Origin of the sequence: Streptomyces sp. NPDC050674 (assembly GCF_040654575.1) — a bacterium.
In the GTDB taxonomy this organism is placed as follows: domain Bacteria; phylum Actinomycetota; class Actinomycetes; order Streptomycetales; family Streptomycetaceae; genus Streptomyces.
In genome coordinates this window covers 42,659-60,042 of the sequence record NZ_JBFAIG010000017.1, presented here as the reverse complement: position 1 = coordinate 60,042, position 17,384 = coordinate 42,659, and the positions used below count along the sequence as shown (strand labels likewise).

The following is a 17,384-nucleotide window of genomic DNA, read 5'->3' as shown; positions in this document are numbered from 1 at the left end:
AGCGGACGACGAGGTTCGAACTCGCGACCTCAACCTTGGCAAGGTTGCGCTCTACCAACTGAGCTACGTCCGCATGTGCTCCCGATCAGCTTTCACTGACCGGTGCGGGCACCAGCCTACCTGATCCACAAGAGTGGTTGGTATGGCTGTGCAGAGCGGGTGACAGGAATCGCACACTGCGCCTTCCCCCTGGAAGGGGGATGTTCTACTACTGAACTACACCCGCACGTCTCCGTGAGCCGGGCCTTTCGGCCTCGCCCCTCGGCGTGCTCCAGACTCTAGCTGATCAGCCGGGGTCCTGCGCAAGTCGGTTGCCGCGAGGGGCGGGTGGGTCGGTGTCGGTCCGGGCCCGACGGGCCGTCACTGCGCGGCGGTGAACGCCTCGTAGACCTTCTTGGGGATGCGCCCGCGCGCGGGAACGTCCATCTTGTTGGCCTGAGCCCAGGCGCGCACGGCCGACGGGTCGGGGGCGACCTCGGTCTGCCGGTACGCCTTGCCCGAGCGGGAGCGCTTGCGGCCGGCTTCCACGTAGGGCGCCAGCGCCTTGCGCAGTTCTCCGGCGTTGACTTCGCTCAGGTCGATCTCGTACGACCTGCCGTCCAGTCCGAAGGCGATCGTTTCCGTCGCTTCCGAGCCGTCGATGTCGTCAAAGAGAGTGACCACGACCTTCTGCGCCACGAATATCGGTCCCTTCATGCGGCACTATGCCAATTTATTTGTACAGTGCCCTGCAATACATTGTGAAACCCGACTAAATCCTTCCGAGTGTCAGAAGGCAATAGGTGCCGGGTGTCGATCAGGAATCTTTCCCGAAAATTTCGCGTGTGGGCGCCTCGATGCCGGATCGTGATGACGGTCACGTAGATTCCTACAAGTCAACGCGCGTAGAAATTTTGTGCGGGTAGTCTGAAGGGACCTGCTCAGCACCACACACCGGGAGTGCCAGTGGCACGCGTCGTAGTCGACGTCATGCTCAAGCCGGAGATCCTCGACCCCCAGGGCCAGGCGGTGCAGCGCGCACTGCCGCGGCTGGGTTTCGAGGGGATCTCGGACGTCCGTCAGGGAAAGCGTTTCGAACTGGAAGTTGACGGGCCGGTCGACGAGGCCGCCCTCGCCCGCATTCATGATCTTGCGGAGTCCTTCCTCGCGAACACCGTGATCGAGGACTTCACGATCCGGGTCGAGGAAGTCGCGGAGGCCGTGAAGTGACCGCTCGTATTGGCGTCGTCACTTTCCCGGGTTCGCTCGACGACCGGGACACGCAGCGTGCGATCCGTCTCGCGGGCGCCGAGCCCGTCGCCCTCTGGCACAAGGACAAGGACCTCAAGCAGGTCGACGCCGTGGTGCTGTGCGGTGGATTCTCCTACGGCGACTATCTGCGGGCCGGTGCCATCGCGCGTTTCTCGCCGGTGATGGAGCCCCTGCTGGAGCAGGCGAAGTCCGGTCTGCCGGTGCTCGGCATCTGCAACGGCTTCCAGATCCTCACCGAGGCCCACCTGCTGCCCGGCACGATGCTGCGCAACGACCACCTGCACTTCATCTGCCGTGACCAGAAGCTGCGGGTGGAGAACGCCGAGACCGCCTGGACGACCGACTACACGGCCGGCCAGGAGATCCACATCCCGCTGAAGAACAACGACGGGCAGTACGTCGCCGACGCGTACACGCTCGACCGGCTGGAGGCCGAGGGCAGGGTCGCCTTCCGCTACCTGGACTTCAACCCCAACGGCTCGCAGCGGGACATCGCCGGCGTCACCAACGAGGCCGGAAACGTGGTCGGCCTCATGCCGCACCCCGAGCACGCCGTCGAGCCGCTGATCGGCACCGGCCGCACCGACGGCCTCCCGTTCTTCACCTCGATCCTCAAGAAGCTGGTCAACGCATGAGCCGGACGCCTCTGGACACGGTCGAGCACGCGGCCGCGACCCCCGACGTCGAGCTGCCCTGGGCCGAACTGGGCCTGAAGAAGGACGAGTACGAGCGCGTGGTCGAGATCCTCGGCCGCCGCCCCACCGGGGCCGAGCTCGCCATGTACTCGGTCATGTGGTCCGAGCACTGCTCGTACAAGTCCTCCAAGGTGCACCTGCGCCAGTTCGGCGAGAAGGCACCCGAGAACGACGCCATGCTCGTCGGCATCGGCGAGAACGCCGGTGTAGTGGACGTCGGGCAGGGCTACGCGGTCACCTTCAAGGTCGAGTCGCACAACCACCCGTCGTACGTCGAGCCCTACCAGGGCGCGGCCACCGGTGTCGGCGGCATCGTCCGCGACATCATCGCCATGGGCGCCCGCCCGGTCGCGGTCGTCGACCCGCTGCGCTTCGGCGCCGCCGACCACCCCGACACCAAGCGCGTCCTGCCGGGCGTCGTCGCGGGCATCGGCGGCTACGGCAACTGCCTGGGCCTGCCCAACATCGGCGGCGAGGTCGTCTTCGACTCCTGCTACCAGGGCAACCCGCTGGTCAACGCCGGTGCCATCGGCGTGATGCGGCACGAGGACATCCACCTCGCCAAGGCCTCCGGCGCCGGCAACAAGGTCATCCTCTACGGGGCCCGCACCGGCGGCGACGGCATCGGCGGCGCCTCGATCCTGGCCTCCGAGACCTTCGACGACGCCAAGCCCTCCAAGCGCCCCGCGGTGCAGGTCGGCGACCCCTTCCAGGAGAAGCTCCTCATCGAGTGCACCCTGGAGGCGTTCAAGGAGAAGCTGGTCGTCGGCATCCAGGACCTCGGCGCGGCGGGCCTGTCCTGCGCGACGAGCGAGCTGGCGTCGAACGGCTCCGGCGGCATGCGCGTCACCCTGGACGACGTCCCGCTGCGCGACTCCACGCTCTCGCCCGAGGAAATCCTCATGAGCGAGTCGCAGGAGCGCATGTGCGCGGTCGTCGAGCCGGAGAAGGTCGACCGTTTCCTGGAGATCTGCGAGAAGTGGGACGTCATCGCCACCGTCATCGGTGAGGTGACCGACGGCGACCGCCTGGAGATCTACTGGCACGGCGGCAAGATCGTCGACGTCGACCCGCGCACGGTCGCGCACGAGGGCCCGGTCTACGAGCGCCCGTACGCCCGCCCGTCCTGGCAGGACGAGCTCCAGGCCGACGACGCCGGCAAGCTGCCGCGGCCGGAGACCTCCGAGGAGTTGAGGGACCAGGTCCTGAAGCTGGTCGGCTCCCCCAACCAGGCGTCGAAGAAGTGGATCACCCAGCAGTACGACCACTTCGTGCAGGGCAACACCGTCCTCGCCCAGCCCGAGGACTCCGGCATGATCCGGATCGACGAGGAGACCGGCCTCGGCGTGGCCATCGCCACGGACGGCAACGGCCGGTACGCCAAGCTCGACCCGTACCACGGCGCCCAGCTCGCGCTGGCGGAGGCGTACCGCAACGTCGCCACCACCGGCGCCAAGCCGCTGGCCGTCTCCGACTGCCTGAACTTCGGCTCGCCCGAGGACCCGGCGGTGATGTGGCAGTTCGCGGAGGCCGTGCGCGGTCTGGCGGACGGCTGCCAGCAGCTCGGCACCCCGGTGACCGGCGGCAACGTCTCGCTCTACAACCAGACGGGCGAGGCGGCCATCCACCCGACCCCGGTCGTCGCGGTCCTGGGCGTCATCGACGACGTGGCCCGCCGCACGCCGGTCGCCTTCCAGGAGGAGGGCCAGCTGCTCTACCTCCTGGGCGACACCCGTGAGGAGTTCGGCGGCTCGGCCTGGTCGCAGGTCATCCACGACCACCTGGGCGGTCTGCCGCCCCAGGTCGACCTGGAGCGCGAGCGGCTGCTCGCCGAGATCCTGATCTCCGCCTCCCGCGACGGCATGATCGACTCCGCGCACGACCTGTCCGACGGCGGTCTGATCCAGGCCGTGGTCGAGTCGGCGCTGCTCGGGGAGAAGGGCGCCCGGCTGATCGTCCCGGACGGTCTGGACGCGTTCACCTTCCTGTTCTCCGAGTCGGCGGGCCGCGCTGTCGTGGCCGTGCCGCGTTCGGAGGAGCTCCGCTTCAACGACATGTGCGGTGCGCGGGGCCTGCCGGCCACCCGCATCGGTGTCGTGGACGGCGACACCGTGGAGGTTCAGGGCGAGTTCGCGCTCACCCTGTCCGAGCTGCGTGAGACGCACGAGGGCACGATCCCGGCCCTGCTGAAGTAGGCGACCCTCGCGTGGCCCCCGCCCGGCGGTCCGGGCGGGGGCCACGCGGTGTCCGGCCCGGCCCGACGGGCGGCCTCGAAGCACCTGTCAGGGCACCGGGCCCCCGCCACGGGAAGATCCTCGAGGCAACCTCGGCGACCGTCCGGCGCGCCTAGGCTGACCCCATGCCACCGGCCAAGAAGCGCACCCGCAGCTACGACCCCGCCAAGATCCGCACGGCGGTGTTCGCCCAGTTCGGGCACGTGCGGCAGGCCGTCCACACCCTCACGCCCGAACAGCTCGCGCTGCCGACGCGGCTCGGCGACTGGACCGTCCGGGAGCTCGCGGCCCACGTGACCATGGCCGTGGAGACCGTCAGCCGCAACCTCGACCGCGAGGCCCCGGCGAAACCGGAGCTCACCCTCCTCGACTGGCCCTTCGCGACCGCCGTCCGCGCCGCCGACATCGACGACGGCACGCGGCGCCTCGCCGAGGCCCACCCCGACCTCGACGCCCTGTACGCCGAGACGGAGGACCGCCTGGCCGCGCGGCTCGCGGACGCCCCCGGCAGCCGTGTCCTCGCCGCGCGGACGGGCGCCATGACCCTGGCCGACTACCTGGTCACCCGCACCGTCGAACTCGTCGTCCACACCGACGACCTCAACGCCGCCGTCCCGGGCCTGGACATCCCGCATGACCGGCAGGCCCTGGCCGCCTGCACCCGGCTGCTGGCCGACGCGCTCGCCGCGAAGGCGCCCGGCGGCTCGACGGAGGTACGGGTGCCGCCGTACGCGGTGGTGCAGTGCGTGGAGGGGCCGAGGCACACCCGGGGCACCCCGCCCAACGTCGTCGAGACGGACCCGCTCACCTGGATCCGGCTGGCGACCGGGCGGCTGGCGTGGGCCGAGGCACTCCACAACGCCGTGGTCGGTGCGAGCGGGGAACGCGCGGATCTGTCGCCCTACCTGCCGCTGATGGCCTGAATGCTCATGGCATCAGGAGGAATCCCCGCCGCAAGGGGAACCGATCCCCCCGCCTCGCCCGTCGAAGCGGCATGGACAGGCAGAAGCAGCGCATGACCCTGACGGCCGCCGCCATGCTCGTCCCGCTCCTGGCGGCCTGTGGCAGTGAGAAGGCGGACGGCGGCAGCGGCTCGGCCGGTGCCGGGAAGCCGGTCACCGGGGTGCGGTGGGCCGTGGACAGCGTCACCGCCGGCGGAAAGACCCAGAAGGCCCCCGGTGGCGCCCACGTGACCATCGACAAGGGCCGCGCCGAGGGCAGCTTCGGCTGCAACCACTTCAGCGCCGAGGCCACCGTCGACGGCGACCGCGTCCGGCTGGGCAGGACCAGGTCCACCCAGATGGCCTGCGAGGACAAGCCGATGGCGTTCGAGACGACCCTCGCACGGGCCTTCTCCGGCCAGGAGCTGAAGGCCGAGGTGGACGGCGACCGTCTCACCCTCACCACCGGCTCGGGCGACACCGTCCGCCTGAGCGAGGCGAAGGACGCCCCGCTGGCCGGCACCGAGTGGACCGTCACCGCCCCGAAGGCCGACGGCCGGGCCCACCTGACCTTCGACGCGAAGAAGGGCACCGTCGCGGGCAGCCTCGGCTGCAACAAGGTGAACGCCGAGGCCACGGTGCGCGACGGCCATATCACCCTCGGCCCTCCCGCCACGACCCGAATGATGTGCGAAGACTCACTCATGGCCGACGAGAAGACCCTGCTGCGTCTTTTCGACGGACGGCTGACGTACGCGGTCGATCATCAAACCCTCACGCTGACCAGCGAAAACGGTACGCGTGTGCGAGCGGTCGCCGAGCGGTGATCCACCGGAAAGTCCGGTATCCCCAATTCGGACCAACGGTCGACCTCGCCTACACTCGGTGGCGTGCCACGTGGTGACGGACGACTCAACCACGACCTGCTCCCCGGTGAGAAGGGCCCCCAGGACGCTTGCGGCGTCTTCGGTGTCTGGGCTCCGGGCGAAGAGGTCGCCAAGCTCACGTACTTCGGGCTCTACGCCCTCCAGCATCGAGGCCAGGAATCCGCGGGAATCGCGGTCAGCAACGGCTCACAGATCCTCGTCTTCAAGGACATGGGCCTGGTCTCCCAAGTCTTCGACGAGACCTCCCTCGGTTCGCTCCAGGGTCACATCGCGGTCGGACACGCCCGCTACTCGACCACCGGTGCCTCCGTCTGGGAGAACGCCCAGCCGACGTTCCGTGCCACCGGGCACGGGTCCATCGCGCTCGGCCACAACGGCAACCTCGTCAACACCGCCCAGCTCGCGGAGATGGTCGCCGACCTGCCCAAGCAGGAAGGCGGCCGCACCCCGCGCGTCGCGGCGACCAACGACACCGACCTGCTCACCGCGCTCCTCGCGGCCCAGGTCGACGAGGAGGGCAAGCCGCTGACCATCGAGGCGGCCGCTCACACGGTCCTCCCGAAGGTCCGGGGCGCGTTCTCGCTCGTCTTCATGGACGAGCACACCCTGTACGCGGCCCGCGACCCGCAGGGCATCCGCCCGCTGGTCCTCGGCCGGCTGGAGCGCGGCTGGGTCGTCGCCTCCGAGTCCGCGGCCCTCGACATCTGCGGCGCCTCCTACGTCCGCGAGATCGAGCCGGGCGAGTTCGTCGCCATCGACGAGAACGGCCTGCGCACCTCCCGATTCGCGGACGCGAAGCCCAAGGGCTGTGTCTTCGAGTACGTGTACCTGGCCCGCCCGGACACCGACATCGCCGGCCGGAACGTGTACCTCTCCCGTGTGGAGATGGGCCGCAAGCTGGCGAAGGAGGCCCCGGTCGAGGCCGACCTGGTGATAGCGACCCCGGAATCGGGCACGCCCGCCGCCATCGGCTACGCGGAGGCCTCGGGCATCCCGTTCGGCGCCGGCCTGGTCAAGAACGCCTACGTCGGCCGGACGTTCATCCAGCCCTCGCAGACGATCCGCCAGCTGGGCATCCGCCTGAAGCTGAACCCGCTGAAGGAAGTCATCAAGGGCAAGCGCCTGGTCGTCGTCGACGACTCGATCGTGCGCGGCAACACCCAGCGGGCCCTGGTCCGCATGCTCCGCGAGGCGGGCGCCGCCGAGGTCCACATCCGGATCTCCTCGCCGCCCGTGAAGTGGCCCTGCTTCTTCGGCATCGACTTCGCCACCCGCGCCGAGCTCATCGCCAACGGCATGACGATCGACGAGATCGGCACCTCCCTGGGCGCCGACTCCCTGGCCTACATCTCCATCGACGGCATGATCGAGGCGACCACCATCGCCAAGCCGAACCTCTGCCGTGCCTGCTTCGACGGCGAGTACCCGATGGAGCTCCCGGACCCCGAGCTGCTCGGCAAGCAGCTGCTGGAGACGGAGCTGGCCGCCGGCCCGGCCGCCACGGCCGCCGCCGACGCGATCCGCCGCCCGTAGACGGCCCGTAACACCTGCCGTACGACACGAAGGTCTCCTTAGCCATGTCCGAGAAACCCCCTGCCGAGGGCGGCGCGAGCTACGCAGCCGCGGGCGTCGACATCGAAGCCGGCGATCGCGCCGTCGAACTGATGAAGGAGTGGGTGAAGAAGGCGCAGCGCCCCGAGGTCCTCGGCGGCCTCGGCGGCTTCGCCGGCCTCTTCGACGCCTCCGCCCTGAAGAACTACGAGCGCCCCCTGCTCGCCTCCGCCACGGACGGCGTCGGCACCAAGGTCGACATCGCCCGTCAGCTGGGCGTCTACGACACCATCGGCCACGACCTGGTCGCGATGGTCATGGACGACATCGTGGTGTGCGGCGCCGAGCCGCTGTTCATGACCGACTACATCTGCGTCGGCAAGGTCCACCCCGAGCGCGTCGCCGCCATCGTCAAGGGCATCGCCGAAGGCTGTGTGCTGGCCGGCTGCGCCCTGGTCGGCGGCGAGACGGCCGAACACCCGGGCCTGCTGGGCGAGGACGACTTCGACGTCGCGGGCGCCGGCACGGGCGTCGTGGAGGCCGACCGGCTGCTCGGCGCCGATCGCATCCGTACGGGTGACGCGGTGATCGCCATGGCGTCCTCCGGTCTTCACTCCAACGGGTACTCCCTCGTCCGGCACGTCCTGCTGAACCAGGCGGGCCTGGCGCTGGACGCGCACATCGAGGAGCTCGGCCGCACCCTCGGCGAGGAGCTGCTGGAGCCGACGAAGATCTACTCGCTGGACTGCCTGGCCCTCATGCGGACCACCGAGGTGCACGCCTTCAGCCACATCACCGGCGGCGGGCTCGCCGCCAACCTCGCCCGGGTCATCCCGGACGGCCTCCACGCGGTCGTGGACCGCTCCACCTGGACGCCGGACCCGATCTTCGGCCTCGTCGGCCGTACGGGCAGCGTGGAGCGCCTGGAGCTCGAGAAGACCCTGAACATGGGCGTGGGCATGATCGCGATCGTGCCCCAGGAGTCCGTGGACGTGGCCCTGGCGACCCTCGGCGACCGTGGCGTGGACGCCTGGGTGGCCGGAGAGATCACGGACCGGGGCGAGCACACCACTGGTGCCGCCCTGATCGGTGACTACGCGAGCTGAGGCACGGGGGTCATGACCCTGCGGGCAGCGCAGAACCCGGTCGGTGACCGAAGTCACCGACCGGGAACATGCTCAGTGCAGGGTCAAGCGCCGCGACGATGCTGCGAGGACTGGTCGTCCTCGTCGTCGTCGTCCTCATAGAGGTCGGCGTACCGTGCGTACAGGTCGTCGTCCTCATCGTCTTCGAACGGCTCGCCGTTAGGCGGCTGCGGATTCGAAGGCGATGCACCCAGCTCCTCAGCCAGGCGTGAGAGGTCAGTCCCACCGCTGTTGTACTTCAGCTGGCGGGCGACCTTCGTCTGCTTGGCCTTGGCCCGGCCGCGCCCCATGGCTCGACCCCCTCAACGACGGGGCTCGACGGCCCCAGAGTCTTGACACGCGTTCATGGTCCGGCACGGCCTCTCCGCGGAGAGACCGGTCCGTAGGGCTTCCACGGTACCTGAGCCCGCGCCCATACGGTACGTCGCCCGCATGACGTGCCCGCGCCCAGGACCTTCGAGGCGCCCCGTCCTCGCTGGTCAACCGCGATTTTAACCACTTATCGGCGGTCGACCCGCCGGGAGAAGTGAGAGTTCTCTCTAACTGCCCACCGGCGGGTACCGGCCAAACGTGCGAGGCGCCCGGGATCAGGCCGGGATCACCGCGCCCGGCGCGCCACGGCCGCGTCGTGCATCCGCTGCTCGGCGATCCGGTCGGCCGCGGCGGCCGGCGGAATGCCGTCCTCCTTCGCACGTGCGAATATGGCCAGCGTGGTGTCGAAGATCTTCGACGCCTTCGCCTTGCACCGGTCGAAGTCGAAGCCGTGCAGCTCGTCGGCGACCTGGATGACACCGCCGGCGTTCACCACGTAGTCCGGCGCGTAGAGGATCCCCCGGTCGGCGAGGTCCTTCTCCACACCCGGGTGGGCGAGCTGGTTGTTGGCGGCGCCGCAGACCACCTCGGCGGTGAGCACCGGAACCGTCTCGTCGTTCAGCGCCCCGCCCAGCGCGCAGGGGGCGTAGATGCCCAGACCGTCGATGCGGATCAGCTCGTCGGTGTCCCGGACGGCGATCACGTCCCGGTGCCGCTCGGTGATCCGCCGTACGGCGTCCTCGCGCACGTCCGTGACGAAGACCTCGGCGCCCTCCTTCACGAGGTGCTCCACCAGGTGGTGGCCGACCTTGCCGACCCCGGCGATGCCGATCCGCTTCGCGCGCAGCGAGGGGTCGCCCCACAGGTGCTGCGCACAGGCGCGCATGCCCTGGTAGACGCCGAAGGCGGTGAGGACGGAGGAGTCCCCGGCGCCGCCGTTCTCCGGGGAGCGGCCGGTCGTCCAGCGGCACTCGCGGGCGACCACGTCCATGTCGGCGACATAGGTGCCGACGTCACAGGCGGTGACGTACCGGCCGCCGAGGGAGGCGACGAACCGGCCGTAGGCGAGGAGCAGCTCCTCGCTCTTGACCGTGTCCGGGTCGCCGATGATCACGGCCTTGCCGCCGCCGTGGTCGAGACCGGCCATGGCGTTCTTGTACGACATCCCGCGGGCGAGGTTCAGCGCGTCGGCGACGGCCTCGGCCTCGGTCGCGTACGGGTAGAAGCGCGTACCGCCGAGCGCGGAGCCCAGGGCGGTGGAGTGCAGGGCGATGACGGCCTTGAGGCCGCTCGCGCGGTCCTGGCAGAGCACGACTTGCTCATGTCCGCCCTGGTCCGAGTGGAACAGGGTGTGCAGTACATCAGCAGGTGCGCCGGTTACGTCGGTCACTGTGGTGACTCCTGAGTAAGTTGCGGCGGGTGGAGACCAGCTCCCGTGGCGATCCCCCCGCGCTTTTGGCTGTGGGGGAGGGTGGCGGGGACTGTTGAGCACGAGATTAGGGCCTGGTGGGCCCGCCGGCCGCTCTGTGCACAGGATCACCTCCGACCGGAGTACACCCGTGCGACGATTTGCATGGATTTCCCGCGCGACCGCGAGTGGGCTCCGCAGGTTTTCCCGGCGGTGCGCGGGGGAGGGAGCAGGCGTGCCCAAGGTGACCTCGGTGATCGTCCCCTACGCGTCCTACCTGCGCGTGTACGAACCGCTGGCCGCCTTCCCCGAGCCGGAGCGCAGCCAGTGGGCCCGCTACGCCCGCCGCACGGACCGCCCCTCGTACCAGGACGAACTCCGCCGGGCCCTGGCCGACTTGGCTCCCACCCCGCCCGTTCCGGTGCCGGTGCACGAGAGCGAGGAAGCCTTCGTGCTGGATGTCGACGGCGTCGTCTGCGTCTGCCCCTGGCGCACCCGGCTGCGCGGCTGGCTCGCCCTGGACGAGCTCGCCGAGGAACTGCCGCCGCCGGTCATGGACGCGGTCCTGCCCCCCGTGCTGCGGCGCCAGGCCGCCCAGGACTACGAGCGCTGGCTGGCGATCAACCCGGACGCCCGGCCGTGGATCCGCACCGCCACCTGGCAGGTGCCGATCAACTGGTTCGTGCTGGTCTCCGACGACGAGCGCGAGTACGACAAGGGCGCCTCGGCCGGCAGCCCGCCCGTGCTGCGCTACCGCACCCCCATGGTGCAGGCCAGGCGACGGGTGGCCCGGGGCCTGCGCGCCCTGCGGGAGGCGATGGACGAGGGGCCGCTCATCGACGGCCTGGTGGACGTCGGGCGCTGGCTGGAGGAGTTCCACCCGCGTTCGCACGTGGAACTGGACTACGGCGGCCTGGTGCACGCGGTGCCGGCCGGGGCGCTGGAGGACGACCACTCCGCGGCGGACGTGGCCGAGGGCATCGCCGCGCTGCGCCGGGGCGACGGGACCGCCGCGGGGGAGGCCTACGCCCGGCTCGTGCAGCGGTGGCGTTCCGTGCGGGATCTGCGGTCGGCCAACTGATCCCTGACCTGGATGTCCGTACGGACCGCTCGCCGTAGGTCACGAACTGACGTTTGACGAACCGCCCGATTTGGGGTTTCGTCCTCGCACCGAGTTCCTGAAGCGGGCTGAGCGTCTTCTGAGGCTCCGTCAACACAGGACGGTGGGGACCGATCCGGGCAGACCTCTCAAGTAGGCCAAGCGTGACGGACTACACGTACGAGGCTCTTGCGCCCCTTGCCCCTCCTCATGCCAAAATAGGACAAGGAGTCCGGGGAGGGCTCCTTCCGTCCCATGGTGTTGCACTATGGGGGGAATCTCAGCATTGCACGCTTTGGGGGGTCTGGTGACTTCCTGACACCGCTGTGACTGATCGTCACAGCGGTGTGACTGTCCGCTATGGCATGGTCCATCGGCTTCCGTCGCTGATGAACACCTGGAGGGGCAATTCCATCGGTTTGGCCGACGCGGCTGGACAGATGGTGTAGTTGTAGTGCCGAGGACAAGCCGTTCGTCCTATAACCGACTCGACTCGCGTCCGCCATTTCGGGCAACGCGGGTCAAGGTGCAGAATTTAGAGGAAAGAACCGAGAAGGTTCGGTTCTCCCGAGGAGGCCGCTCATGACCGCTCGCACCCCTGATGCCGAGCCGCTGCTGACCCCGGCTGAGGTCGCCACCATGTTCCGCGTCGACCCCAAGACGGTCACGCGGTGGGCGAAGGCCGGCAAGCTCACGTCGATCCGCACGCTCGGCGGGCATCGGCGCTACCGCGAGGCCGAGGTCCGCGCTCTGCTCGCGGGCATCCCGCAGCAGCGCAGCGAGGCCTGAACAACTGAATAACGGGACAAACCGGCTGATCCCCCATCGGCCGAGGCGTCCGTGACCACAGCTCCAAGCGACGCGGGATCCTGCCCCAACAGGCCCCACGCCCAAGCCAGTCAGAGCTTTGCAGGCATGCAACAGGGTGCGTCGTCGATCGCGCTGGACTCCGCCGGGTCCAGCGCGATCTTTTTTGTGCGCCCGCGGTGGGTCCGGGGAACCTGCTGTGAGCGGCCTTGTAGGAGCCTGGGGAGGGGTGTCGGATCCCCGGTGCGCGGCCCCTCGGTCAGGGTGCAATTGCACATATTAAATTGACCCTTTGTAGGCGGGGCGTAAGTACCGCACTTCGTAAAACTCATGCGGTGACACCCGTCACATACCAAGCGGCTTGTTAGCTCTGCCGCGCGTGCGGTAAAGGAGGCCACCGGCTCCAGCAGCCCCTGCTCCGGCGGGTGTTGGGGCCGCCCGCCGCTCACGCCCGGCGAGCCGCGTTCTCGCCCTCCCCGGCCGGAGCCCGAGCGGCACGCGGCACGGATTCCATCGCCAGCCGCAAGAGGTGATGGCAGATCGGGCAATGCCGCGTCAGATGCCGGTACGACGACGCGGCCGACAGATGCGCGCGGAGCAGGGCCCGCGTCTCGTGCCTGGCCGCTGTCGCCATACGCCACCTCCGGAAGGCCGCACAGGCACGGCCTGGTTCTGGGGTACCGAGGGAATGAAGAGGCGTCAAGACGGCGTGTGAGGCGCGGAGAGGCTTGCGGAGGCTTAACGAGAGGTCAGGGCGCGCGAAAGGGCCCGGATCTTCGGATCCGAGCCCTGGTGGCGGTGCGGACGACGAAGAGCCCGGATCAGAAGATCCGGGCTCTTTCTCTGCGGTCCTGACGGGATTTGAACCCGCGGCCTCCACCTTGACAGGGTGGCGAGCACTCCAAACTGCTCCACAGGACCAGGTTTCGCAGTGCGATTCGTGCGTTGCGCTGCGAGAAGAGACTGTACAGGAGGGGGAGTCCCTGGTCGAACTCACCCTGCGTGCCGGTGCCGTTACGGCGCCAGCGCGTCGATCGCCTTCACGATCCGCTTGTCGGACACCGGGTACGCCGTGCCCAGCGCGTGGGCGAAGTAGCTGACCCGGAGCTCCTCGATCATCCAGCGGATGTCCAGGACCGCCGACGGCACCGGCCGGCCCTGCGGCATCTGCTCCAGGAGCCACGCGTACTCGTCCCGCATCTCGTGGACCTTCTCCATGCGCGTGGTGTCCCGCTGGACGTTGGTCGGCATCTGCTGCAGACGCCGGTCGGCCGCCACCAGGTAGCGCATCAGGTCCGGCATCCGCCGCAGCCCCGCCTCCGTCACGAAGCCGGGCTTCACGAGGGCGTCCAGCTGCGCCCGCACGTCCTGGAGGTTCGGCAGCAGCGCGGGGCTGCGTACGGCCTTCAGACGGCGCTCACAGGCCTGCCAGGCGGCCAGGACCTGCTGCACCTGGCCCACCGTACGGACCGTCGTGTCGACGATCTCGGCACGCACCTTGTCGTACAGCTTCCGGTACGACTCCTCGTCCCACACCGGCCCGCCGAAGTCCCCGATCAGCTTGTCCGCGGCCGCCATCGCGCAGTCGTCGAACAGACCCTGGATGCTGCCGTGCGGATTCGCGGACAGCGCCAGCTTCTGGGCGTTCGTCAGGCGCTCGCTCGCGAACTTCGCCGGGTTCACCGGGATGTTGCGCAGGATCAGCCGGCGCGTGCCCTTCCACATCGCCTGGGCCTGCTCCGCCTCGGTGTCGAACAGGCGCACGGAGACCGTGTCGCCGTCGTCCACCAGCGCCGGATAGGCCTTCACCGGCTGGCCGGCCCGCCGGGTCTCGAACACGCGGGTCAGGGTGCCGATCGTCCAGTCCGTCAGGCCCGAGCGCTCCAGGGACTCGCCGCCCGAGCGCTGCGCCGTCGCCGCGGCGGCCTGGGACAGGGCCTTGCGGGCCTTCGGGCGCAGCCTGAGCTTCAGCGCCTCCAGGTCCTTGTCCTCGGCCAGTTTGCGGCGCCGTTCGTCGACGATCCGGAACGTGATCTTCAAGTGGTCGGGGACCTTGGACAGGTCGAAGTCGTCCGCCTCGAAGGGCACGCCGACCATGAGCCTCAGCTCGCGGGTCATGGTCGTGGTGAGCGGCTCCTGGAGCGGTACGGCCCGGTCCAGGAACGCCTTCGCGAAGTTCGGCGCGGGGACGTAGTTCCGGCGGATCGGCTTGGGCAGGGAACGGATCAGCTCCGTCACCAGCTCCTCGCGCAGGCCCGGGATCTGCCAGTCGAACCCCTCGTCCGTGACCTGGTTGAGGACCTGGAGGGGGATGTGGACGGTCACGCCGTCGGCGTCGGCGCCCGGCTCGAACTGGTACGTCACCCGGAACTTCAGATCCCCCTGACGCCAGGAATCCGGATAGTCGGCCTTGGTGACCTCGCCCGCCTTCTCGTTGATGAGCATCTCGCGCTCGAAGTCGAGGAAGTCGGGCTGGTCGTGCCGCTTGTGCTTCCACCAGGAGTCGAAGTGCGCCCCGGAGACGACGTGTTCGGGAATCCGCCGGTCGTAGAAGTCGTACAGCGTCTCGTCGTCGACCAGGATGTCCCGGCGCCGCGCCCGGTGCTCCAGCTCCTCGACCTCGGTGAGGAGCCGGCGGTTGTCCGAGAAGAACTTGTGGTGCGTGCGCCAGTCGCCCTCGACCAGCGCGTTCCGGATGAACAGCTCACGGCTGACCTCCGGGTCGATCCGCCCGTAGTTGACCTTCCGCTGCGCCACGATCGGCACGCCGTAGAGCGTGACCTTCTCGTACGCCATCACCGCGGCCTGGTCCTTCTCCCAGTGCGGCTCGCTGTAGGTGCGCTTGATCAGATGGGCGGCGAGCGGCTCGACCCACTCCGGCTCGATCTTCGCGTTGACGCGGGCCCAGAGCCGGGACGTCTCCACCAGCTCGGCGGACATCACGAAACGCGGCGGCTTCTTGAAGAGCGCCGACCCGGGGAAGACGGCGAACTTGGCGTTGCGAGCGCCCAGATACTCGTTCTTCGCGCCCTCCTTCACGTCCTTCATGCCGATGTGCGACAGCAGGCCGGCTAGGAGGGAGACGTGGATGCGGTCGGCCGGGGCGTCGTCCTCGTTGAGGTGGATGCCCATCTGCTTGGCGACCGTACGCAATTGCGTGTAGATGTCCTGCCATTCGCGGATGCGAAGGAAGTTGAGGTACTCCTGCTTGCACATCCGGCGGAAGGACGACGAACCCCGCTCCTTCTGCTGCTCGCGGAGATAGCGCCAGAGGTTCAGATAGGCCAGGAAGTCGCTGGTCTCGTCCTTGAACCGGGCGTGCTGCTGATCGGCCTGGGCCTGCTTGTCGGCGGGGCGCTCCCGCGGATCCTGGATGGACAGCGCGGCGGCTATGACCATGACCTCCCGCGCACAGCCGTTCTTGTCGGCCTCCAGCACCATCCGGGCCAGCCGGGGATCGACGGGCAGCTGGGCGAGCTTCCGGCCGGTGTCCGTGAGCCGCTTGCGGGGGTCCTTCTGCGCCGGGTCCAGGGCGTTCAGCTCCTGGAGCAACTGGACACCGTCGCGGATGTTGCGATGGTCCGGCGGGTCGATGAACGGGAACTTCTCGATGTCGCCGAGGCCGGCCGCGGTCATCTGGAGGATGACGGAGGCGAGGTTCGTCCGGAGGATCTCCGCGTCCGTGAACTCCGGACGGGCGTTGAAGTCGTCCTCGCTGTACAACCGGATGCAGATACCGTCCGAGGTACGGCCGCAGCGGCCCTTGCGCTGGTTGGCGCTGGCCTGCGACACCGGCTCGATCGGCAGTCGCTGCACCTTGGTGCGGTGGCTGTAGCGCGAGATCCGGGCGAAGCCGGGGTCGATGACGTACTTGATGCCCGGCACGGTCAGCGAGGTCTCGGCCACGTTCGTCGCCAGAACGATCCTGCGGCCCGTGTGCGGCTGGAAGACGCGGTGCTGCTCCGCGTGTGAGAGCCGGGCGTACAGCGGCAGGATCTCCGTGAACCGGTAGTTCTTCTTGGCGAGGGCGTCGGCCGTGTCCCTGATCTCCCGCTCACCCGAGAGGAAGACGAGGATGTCGCCCTTGCCCTCCTTCTGGAGCTCCTCCACGGCGTCGGTGATCGCGGTGATCTGGTCGCGGTCGGCGTCGTCGCCGTCCTCCTCCAGCAGCGGCCGGTAGCGGACCTCCACCGGGTACGTGCGGCCGCTGACCTCGATGATCGGGGCGTCGCCGAAATGCCGCGAGAAGCGCTCGGGGTCGATCGTGGCCGAGGTGATGACGACCTTGAGGTCAGGGCGCTTGGGCAGCAGCTGCGCCAGATAACCCAGCAGGAAGTCGATGTTGAGGGACCGCTCGTGGGCCTCGTCGATGATGATCGTGTCGTAGGCGCGCAGCTCGCGGTCCGTCTGGATCTCGGCGAGCAGGATGCCGTCCGTCATCAGCTTGACGAAGGTCGCCTCCGGATCGACCTGGTCGGTGAAACGCACCTTCCAGCCGACGGCCCCGCCCAGCGGCGTGTCCAGCTCTTCGGCGACACGTTCGGCGACCGTTCGCGCGGCGATCCTGCGGGGCTGCGTGTGCCCGATCATGCCGCGCACGCCGCGCCCGAGCTCCAGGCAGATCTTGGGGATCTGCGTCGTCTTGCCGGAGCCGGTCTCGCCGGCGACGATCACCACCTGGTGATCGCGGATGGCCTCGGCGATCACGTCCTTCTTCTGGCTGACCGGCAACTGCTGCGGGTACGTCACCTCGGGCACGAGGGCGCGCCGCCCGGCCATCCGCTCCTCGGCCTTGCCCACCTCCGCCTCGATCTCGGCGAGCACGGCGGCCCGGGCCTCCGGCTTACGGATCTTGCGCGCACCTTCGAGCCTGCGCCCGAGCCGGTGCGCGTCGCGCAGGGAGAGCTCGGTCAGGCGGGGGGCGAGGGCGCCGAGGGCGGGGGCGGATTGCGTAGACATACGGGATCCAGGATCTCATCCCCGGGAAATTCGTGGCTAACGCTTTTGTCCCGGGGGCCCCGGGCGGCGTGGGAGGGGCTCGGCGATGCGACGCC

General features: G+C 69.1%; 14 protein-coding genes and 3 tRNA genes. 9 read left to right on the top strand and 8 right to left on the bottom strand.

The window, feature by feature from the left end; translation table 11 throughout:
- The 3 genes from AB0I06_RS26000 to AB0I06_RS25990 all read right to left on the bottom strand — a co-directional run bounded on the left by AB0I06_RS26000 (position 1) and on the right by AB0I06_RS25990 (position 678).
- Positions 1 to 73, bottom strand: a tRNA-Gly gene (locus AB0I06_RS26000).
- Positions 74 to 154: 81 nt separating this feature from the next.
- Positions 155 to 226, bottom strand: a tRNA-Gly gene (locus AB0I06_RS25995).
- A gap of 134 nt (positions 227 to 360) precedes the next feature.
- Complete coding sequence (locus AB0I06_RS25990; RefSeq protein ID WP_363121352.1) at positions 361 to 678, bottom strand: Lsr2 family protein; 318 nt, start codon at positions 676 to 678, stop codon at positions 361 to 363.
- Positions 679 to 945: 267 nt separating this feature from the next.
- Between AB0I06_RS25990 and purS the strand changes: the two genes are divergently transcribed.
- From purS to purM, 7 genes are all read left to right on the top strand, one after another.
- Positions 946 to 1,209 carry a phosphoribosylformylglycinamidine synthase subunit PurS gene (gene purS, locus AB0I06_RS25985; protein ID WP_359633082.1) on the top strand — a complete coding sequence of 88 codons (264 nt, stop codon included), beginning with the start codon at positions 946 to 948 and terminating at the stop codon, positions 1,207 to 1,209.
- On the top strand, positions 1,206 to 1,886 hold the full coding sequence (purQ, locus tag AB0I06_RS25980; protein WP_363121249.1) for a phosphoribosylformylglycinamidine synthase subunit PurQ: 681 nt from the start codon (positions 1,206 to 1,208) through the stop codon (positions 1,884 to 1,886). Before purS ends, purQ begins: the two co-directional genes overlap by 4 nt.
- Complete coding sequence (gene purL / locus AB0I06_RS25975; RefSeq protein WP_363121248.1) at positions 1,883 to 4,141, top strand: phosphoribosylformylglycinamidine synthase subunit PurL; 2,259 nt, start codon at positions 1,883 to 1,885, stop codon at positions 4,139 to 4,141. Before purQ ends, purL begins: the two co-directional genes overlap by 4 nt.
- A gap of 164 nt (positions 4,142 to 4,305) precedes the next feature.
- On the top strand, positions 4,306 to 5,103 hold the full coding sequence (locus AB0I06_RS25970; protein ID WP_363121247.1) for a sterol carrier family protein: 798 nt from the start codon (positions 4,306 to 4,308) through the stop codon (positions 5,101 to 5,103).
- Positions 5,104 to 5,174: 71 nt separating this feature from the next.
- Positions 5,175 to 5,948 carry an META domain-containing protein gene (locus tag AB0I06_RS25965; RefSeq protein WP_363121246.1) on the top strand — a complete coding sequence of 258 codons (774 nt, stop codon included), beginning with the start codon at positions 5,175 to 5,177 and terminating at the stop codon, positions 5,946 to 5,948.
- 63 nt (positions 5,949 to 6,011) lie between these two features.
- Positions 6,012 to 7,541 carry an amidophosphoribosyltransferase gene (gene purF, locus AB0I06_RS25960; protein WP_363121245.1) on the top strand — a complete coding sequence of 510 codons (1,530 nt, stop codon included), beginning with the start codon at positions 6,012 to 6,014 and terminating at the stop codon, positions 7,539 to 7,541.
- A 44-nt stretch (positions 7,542 to 7,585) separates the two neighbouring features.
- Positions 7,586 to 8,665: a phosphoribosylformylglycinamidine cyclo-ligase gene (purM, locus tag AB0I06_RS25955; protein WP_363121244.1), complete on the top strand. Its 1,080-nt coding sequence runs from the start codon at positions 7,586 to 7,588 to the stop codon at positions 8,663 to 8,665.
- A gap of 83 nt (positions 8,666 to 8,748) precedes the next feature.
- Here the strand turns inward: purM and AB0I06_RS25950 are convergent, their stop codons facing one another.
- Both AB0I06_RS25950 and AB0I06_RS25945 read right to left on the bottom strand, forming a co-directional pair.
- Positions 8,749 to 8,994 carry a DUF3073 domain-containing protein gene (locus AB0I06_RS25950; protein WP_030251636.1) on the bottom strand — a complete coding sequence of 82 codons (246 nt, stop codon included), beginning with the start codon at positions 8,992 to 8,994 and terminating at the stop codon, positions 8,749 to 8,751.
- Between the two features lie 308 nt (positions 8,995 to 9,302).
- Positions 9,303 to 10,406, bottom strand: coding sequence for an amino acid dehydrogenase (locus AB0I06_RS25945; RefSeq protein ID WP_363121243.1), 1,104 nt, complete (start codon positions 10,404 to 10,406; stop codon positions 9,303 to 9,305).
- 253 nt (positions 10,407 to 10,659) lie between these two features.
- On the opposite strand from AB0I06_RS25945, the gene AB0I06_RS25940 reads away from it, so the two are divergent.
- Positions 10,660 to 11,505, top strand: coding sequence for a hypothetical protein (locus AB0I06_RS25940; RefSeq protein WP_363121242.1), 846 nt, complete (start codon positions 10,660 to 10,662; stop codon positions 11,503 to 11,505).
- Positions 11,506 to 12,105: 600 nt separating this feature from the next.
- A complete protein-coding gene (gene bldC, locus AB0I06_RS25935; RefSeq protein WP_003949541.1) occupies positions 12,106 to 12,312 on the top strand; it encodes a developmental transcriptional regulator BldC in 207 nt (68 codons plus the stop codon).
- Positions 12,313 to 12,775: 463 nt separating this feature from the next.
- On the opposite strand, the gene AB0I06_RS25930 is transcribed toward bldC, so the two are convergent.
- The 3 genes from AB0I06_RS25930 to hrpA all read right to left on the bottom strand — a co-directional run bounded on the left by AB0I06_RS25930 (position 12,776) and on the right by hrpA (position 17,289).
- Complete coding sequence (locus AB0I06_RS25930; RefSeq protein WP_363121241.1) at positions 12,776 to 12,964, bottom strand: DUF6274 family protein; 189 nt, start codon at positions 12,962 to 12,964, stop codon at positions 12,776 to 12,778.
- A 212-nt stretch (positions 12,965 to 13,176) separates the two neighbouring features.
- Positions 13,177 to 13,251 (bottom strand) — tRNA-Asp (locus tag AB0I06_RS25925).
- A gap of 93 nt (positions 13,252 to 13,344) precedes the next feature.
- Positions 13,345 to 17,289: an ATP-dependent RNA helicase HrpA gene (gene hrpA, locus AB0I06_RS25920; RefSeq protein ID WP_363121240.1), complete on the bottom strand. Its 3,945-nt coding sequence runs from the start codon at positions 17,287 to 17,289 to the stop codon at positions 13,345 to 13,347.
- Positions 17,290 to 17,384: the final 95 nt, after the last annotated feature.

What these genes read in the sequence shown, in the direction of transcription:
- AB0I06_RS25970 (WP_363121247.1), top strand. Translation starts at nt 4,306, where the DNA reads ATGCCACCGGCCAAGAAGCGCACCCGCAGCTACGACCCCGCCAAGATC.
- AB0I06_RS25965 (WP_363121246.1), top strand. Translation starts at nt 5,175, where the DNA reads ATGGACAGGCAGAAGCAGCGCATGACCCTGACGGCCGCCGCCATGCTC.
- bldC (WP_003949541.1), top strand. Translation starts at nt 12,106, where the DNA reads ATGACCGCTCGCACCCCTGATGCCGAGCCGCTGCTGACCCCGGCTGAG.
- AB0I06_RS25930 (WP_363121241.1), bottom strand. Translation starts at nt 12,964, where the DNA reads ATGGCGACAGCGGCCAGGCACGAGACGCGGGCCCTGCTCCGCGCGCAT.
- purM (WP_363121244.1), top strand. Translation starts at nt 7,586, where the DNA reads ATGTCCGAGAAACCCCCTGCCGAGGGCGGCGCGAGCTACGCAGCCGCG.
- hrpA (WP_363121240.1), bottom strand. Translation starts at nt 17,289, where the DNA reads ATGTCTACGCAATCCGCCCCCGCCCTCGGCGCCCTCGCCCCCCGCCTG.
- AB0I06_RS25950 (WP_030251636.1), bottom strand. Translation starts at nt 8,994, where the DNA reads ATGGGGCGCGGCCGGGCCAAGGCCAAGCAGACGAAGGTCGCCCGCCAG.
- purL (WP_363121248.1), top strand. Translation starts at nt 1,883, where the DNA reads ATGAGCCGGACGCCTCTGGACACGGTCGAGCACGCGGCCGCGACCCCC.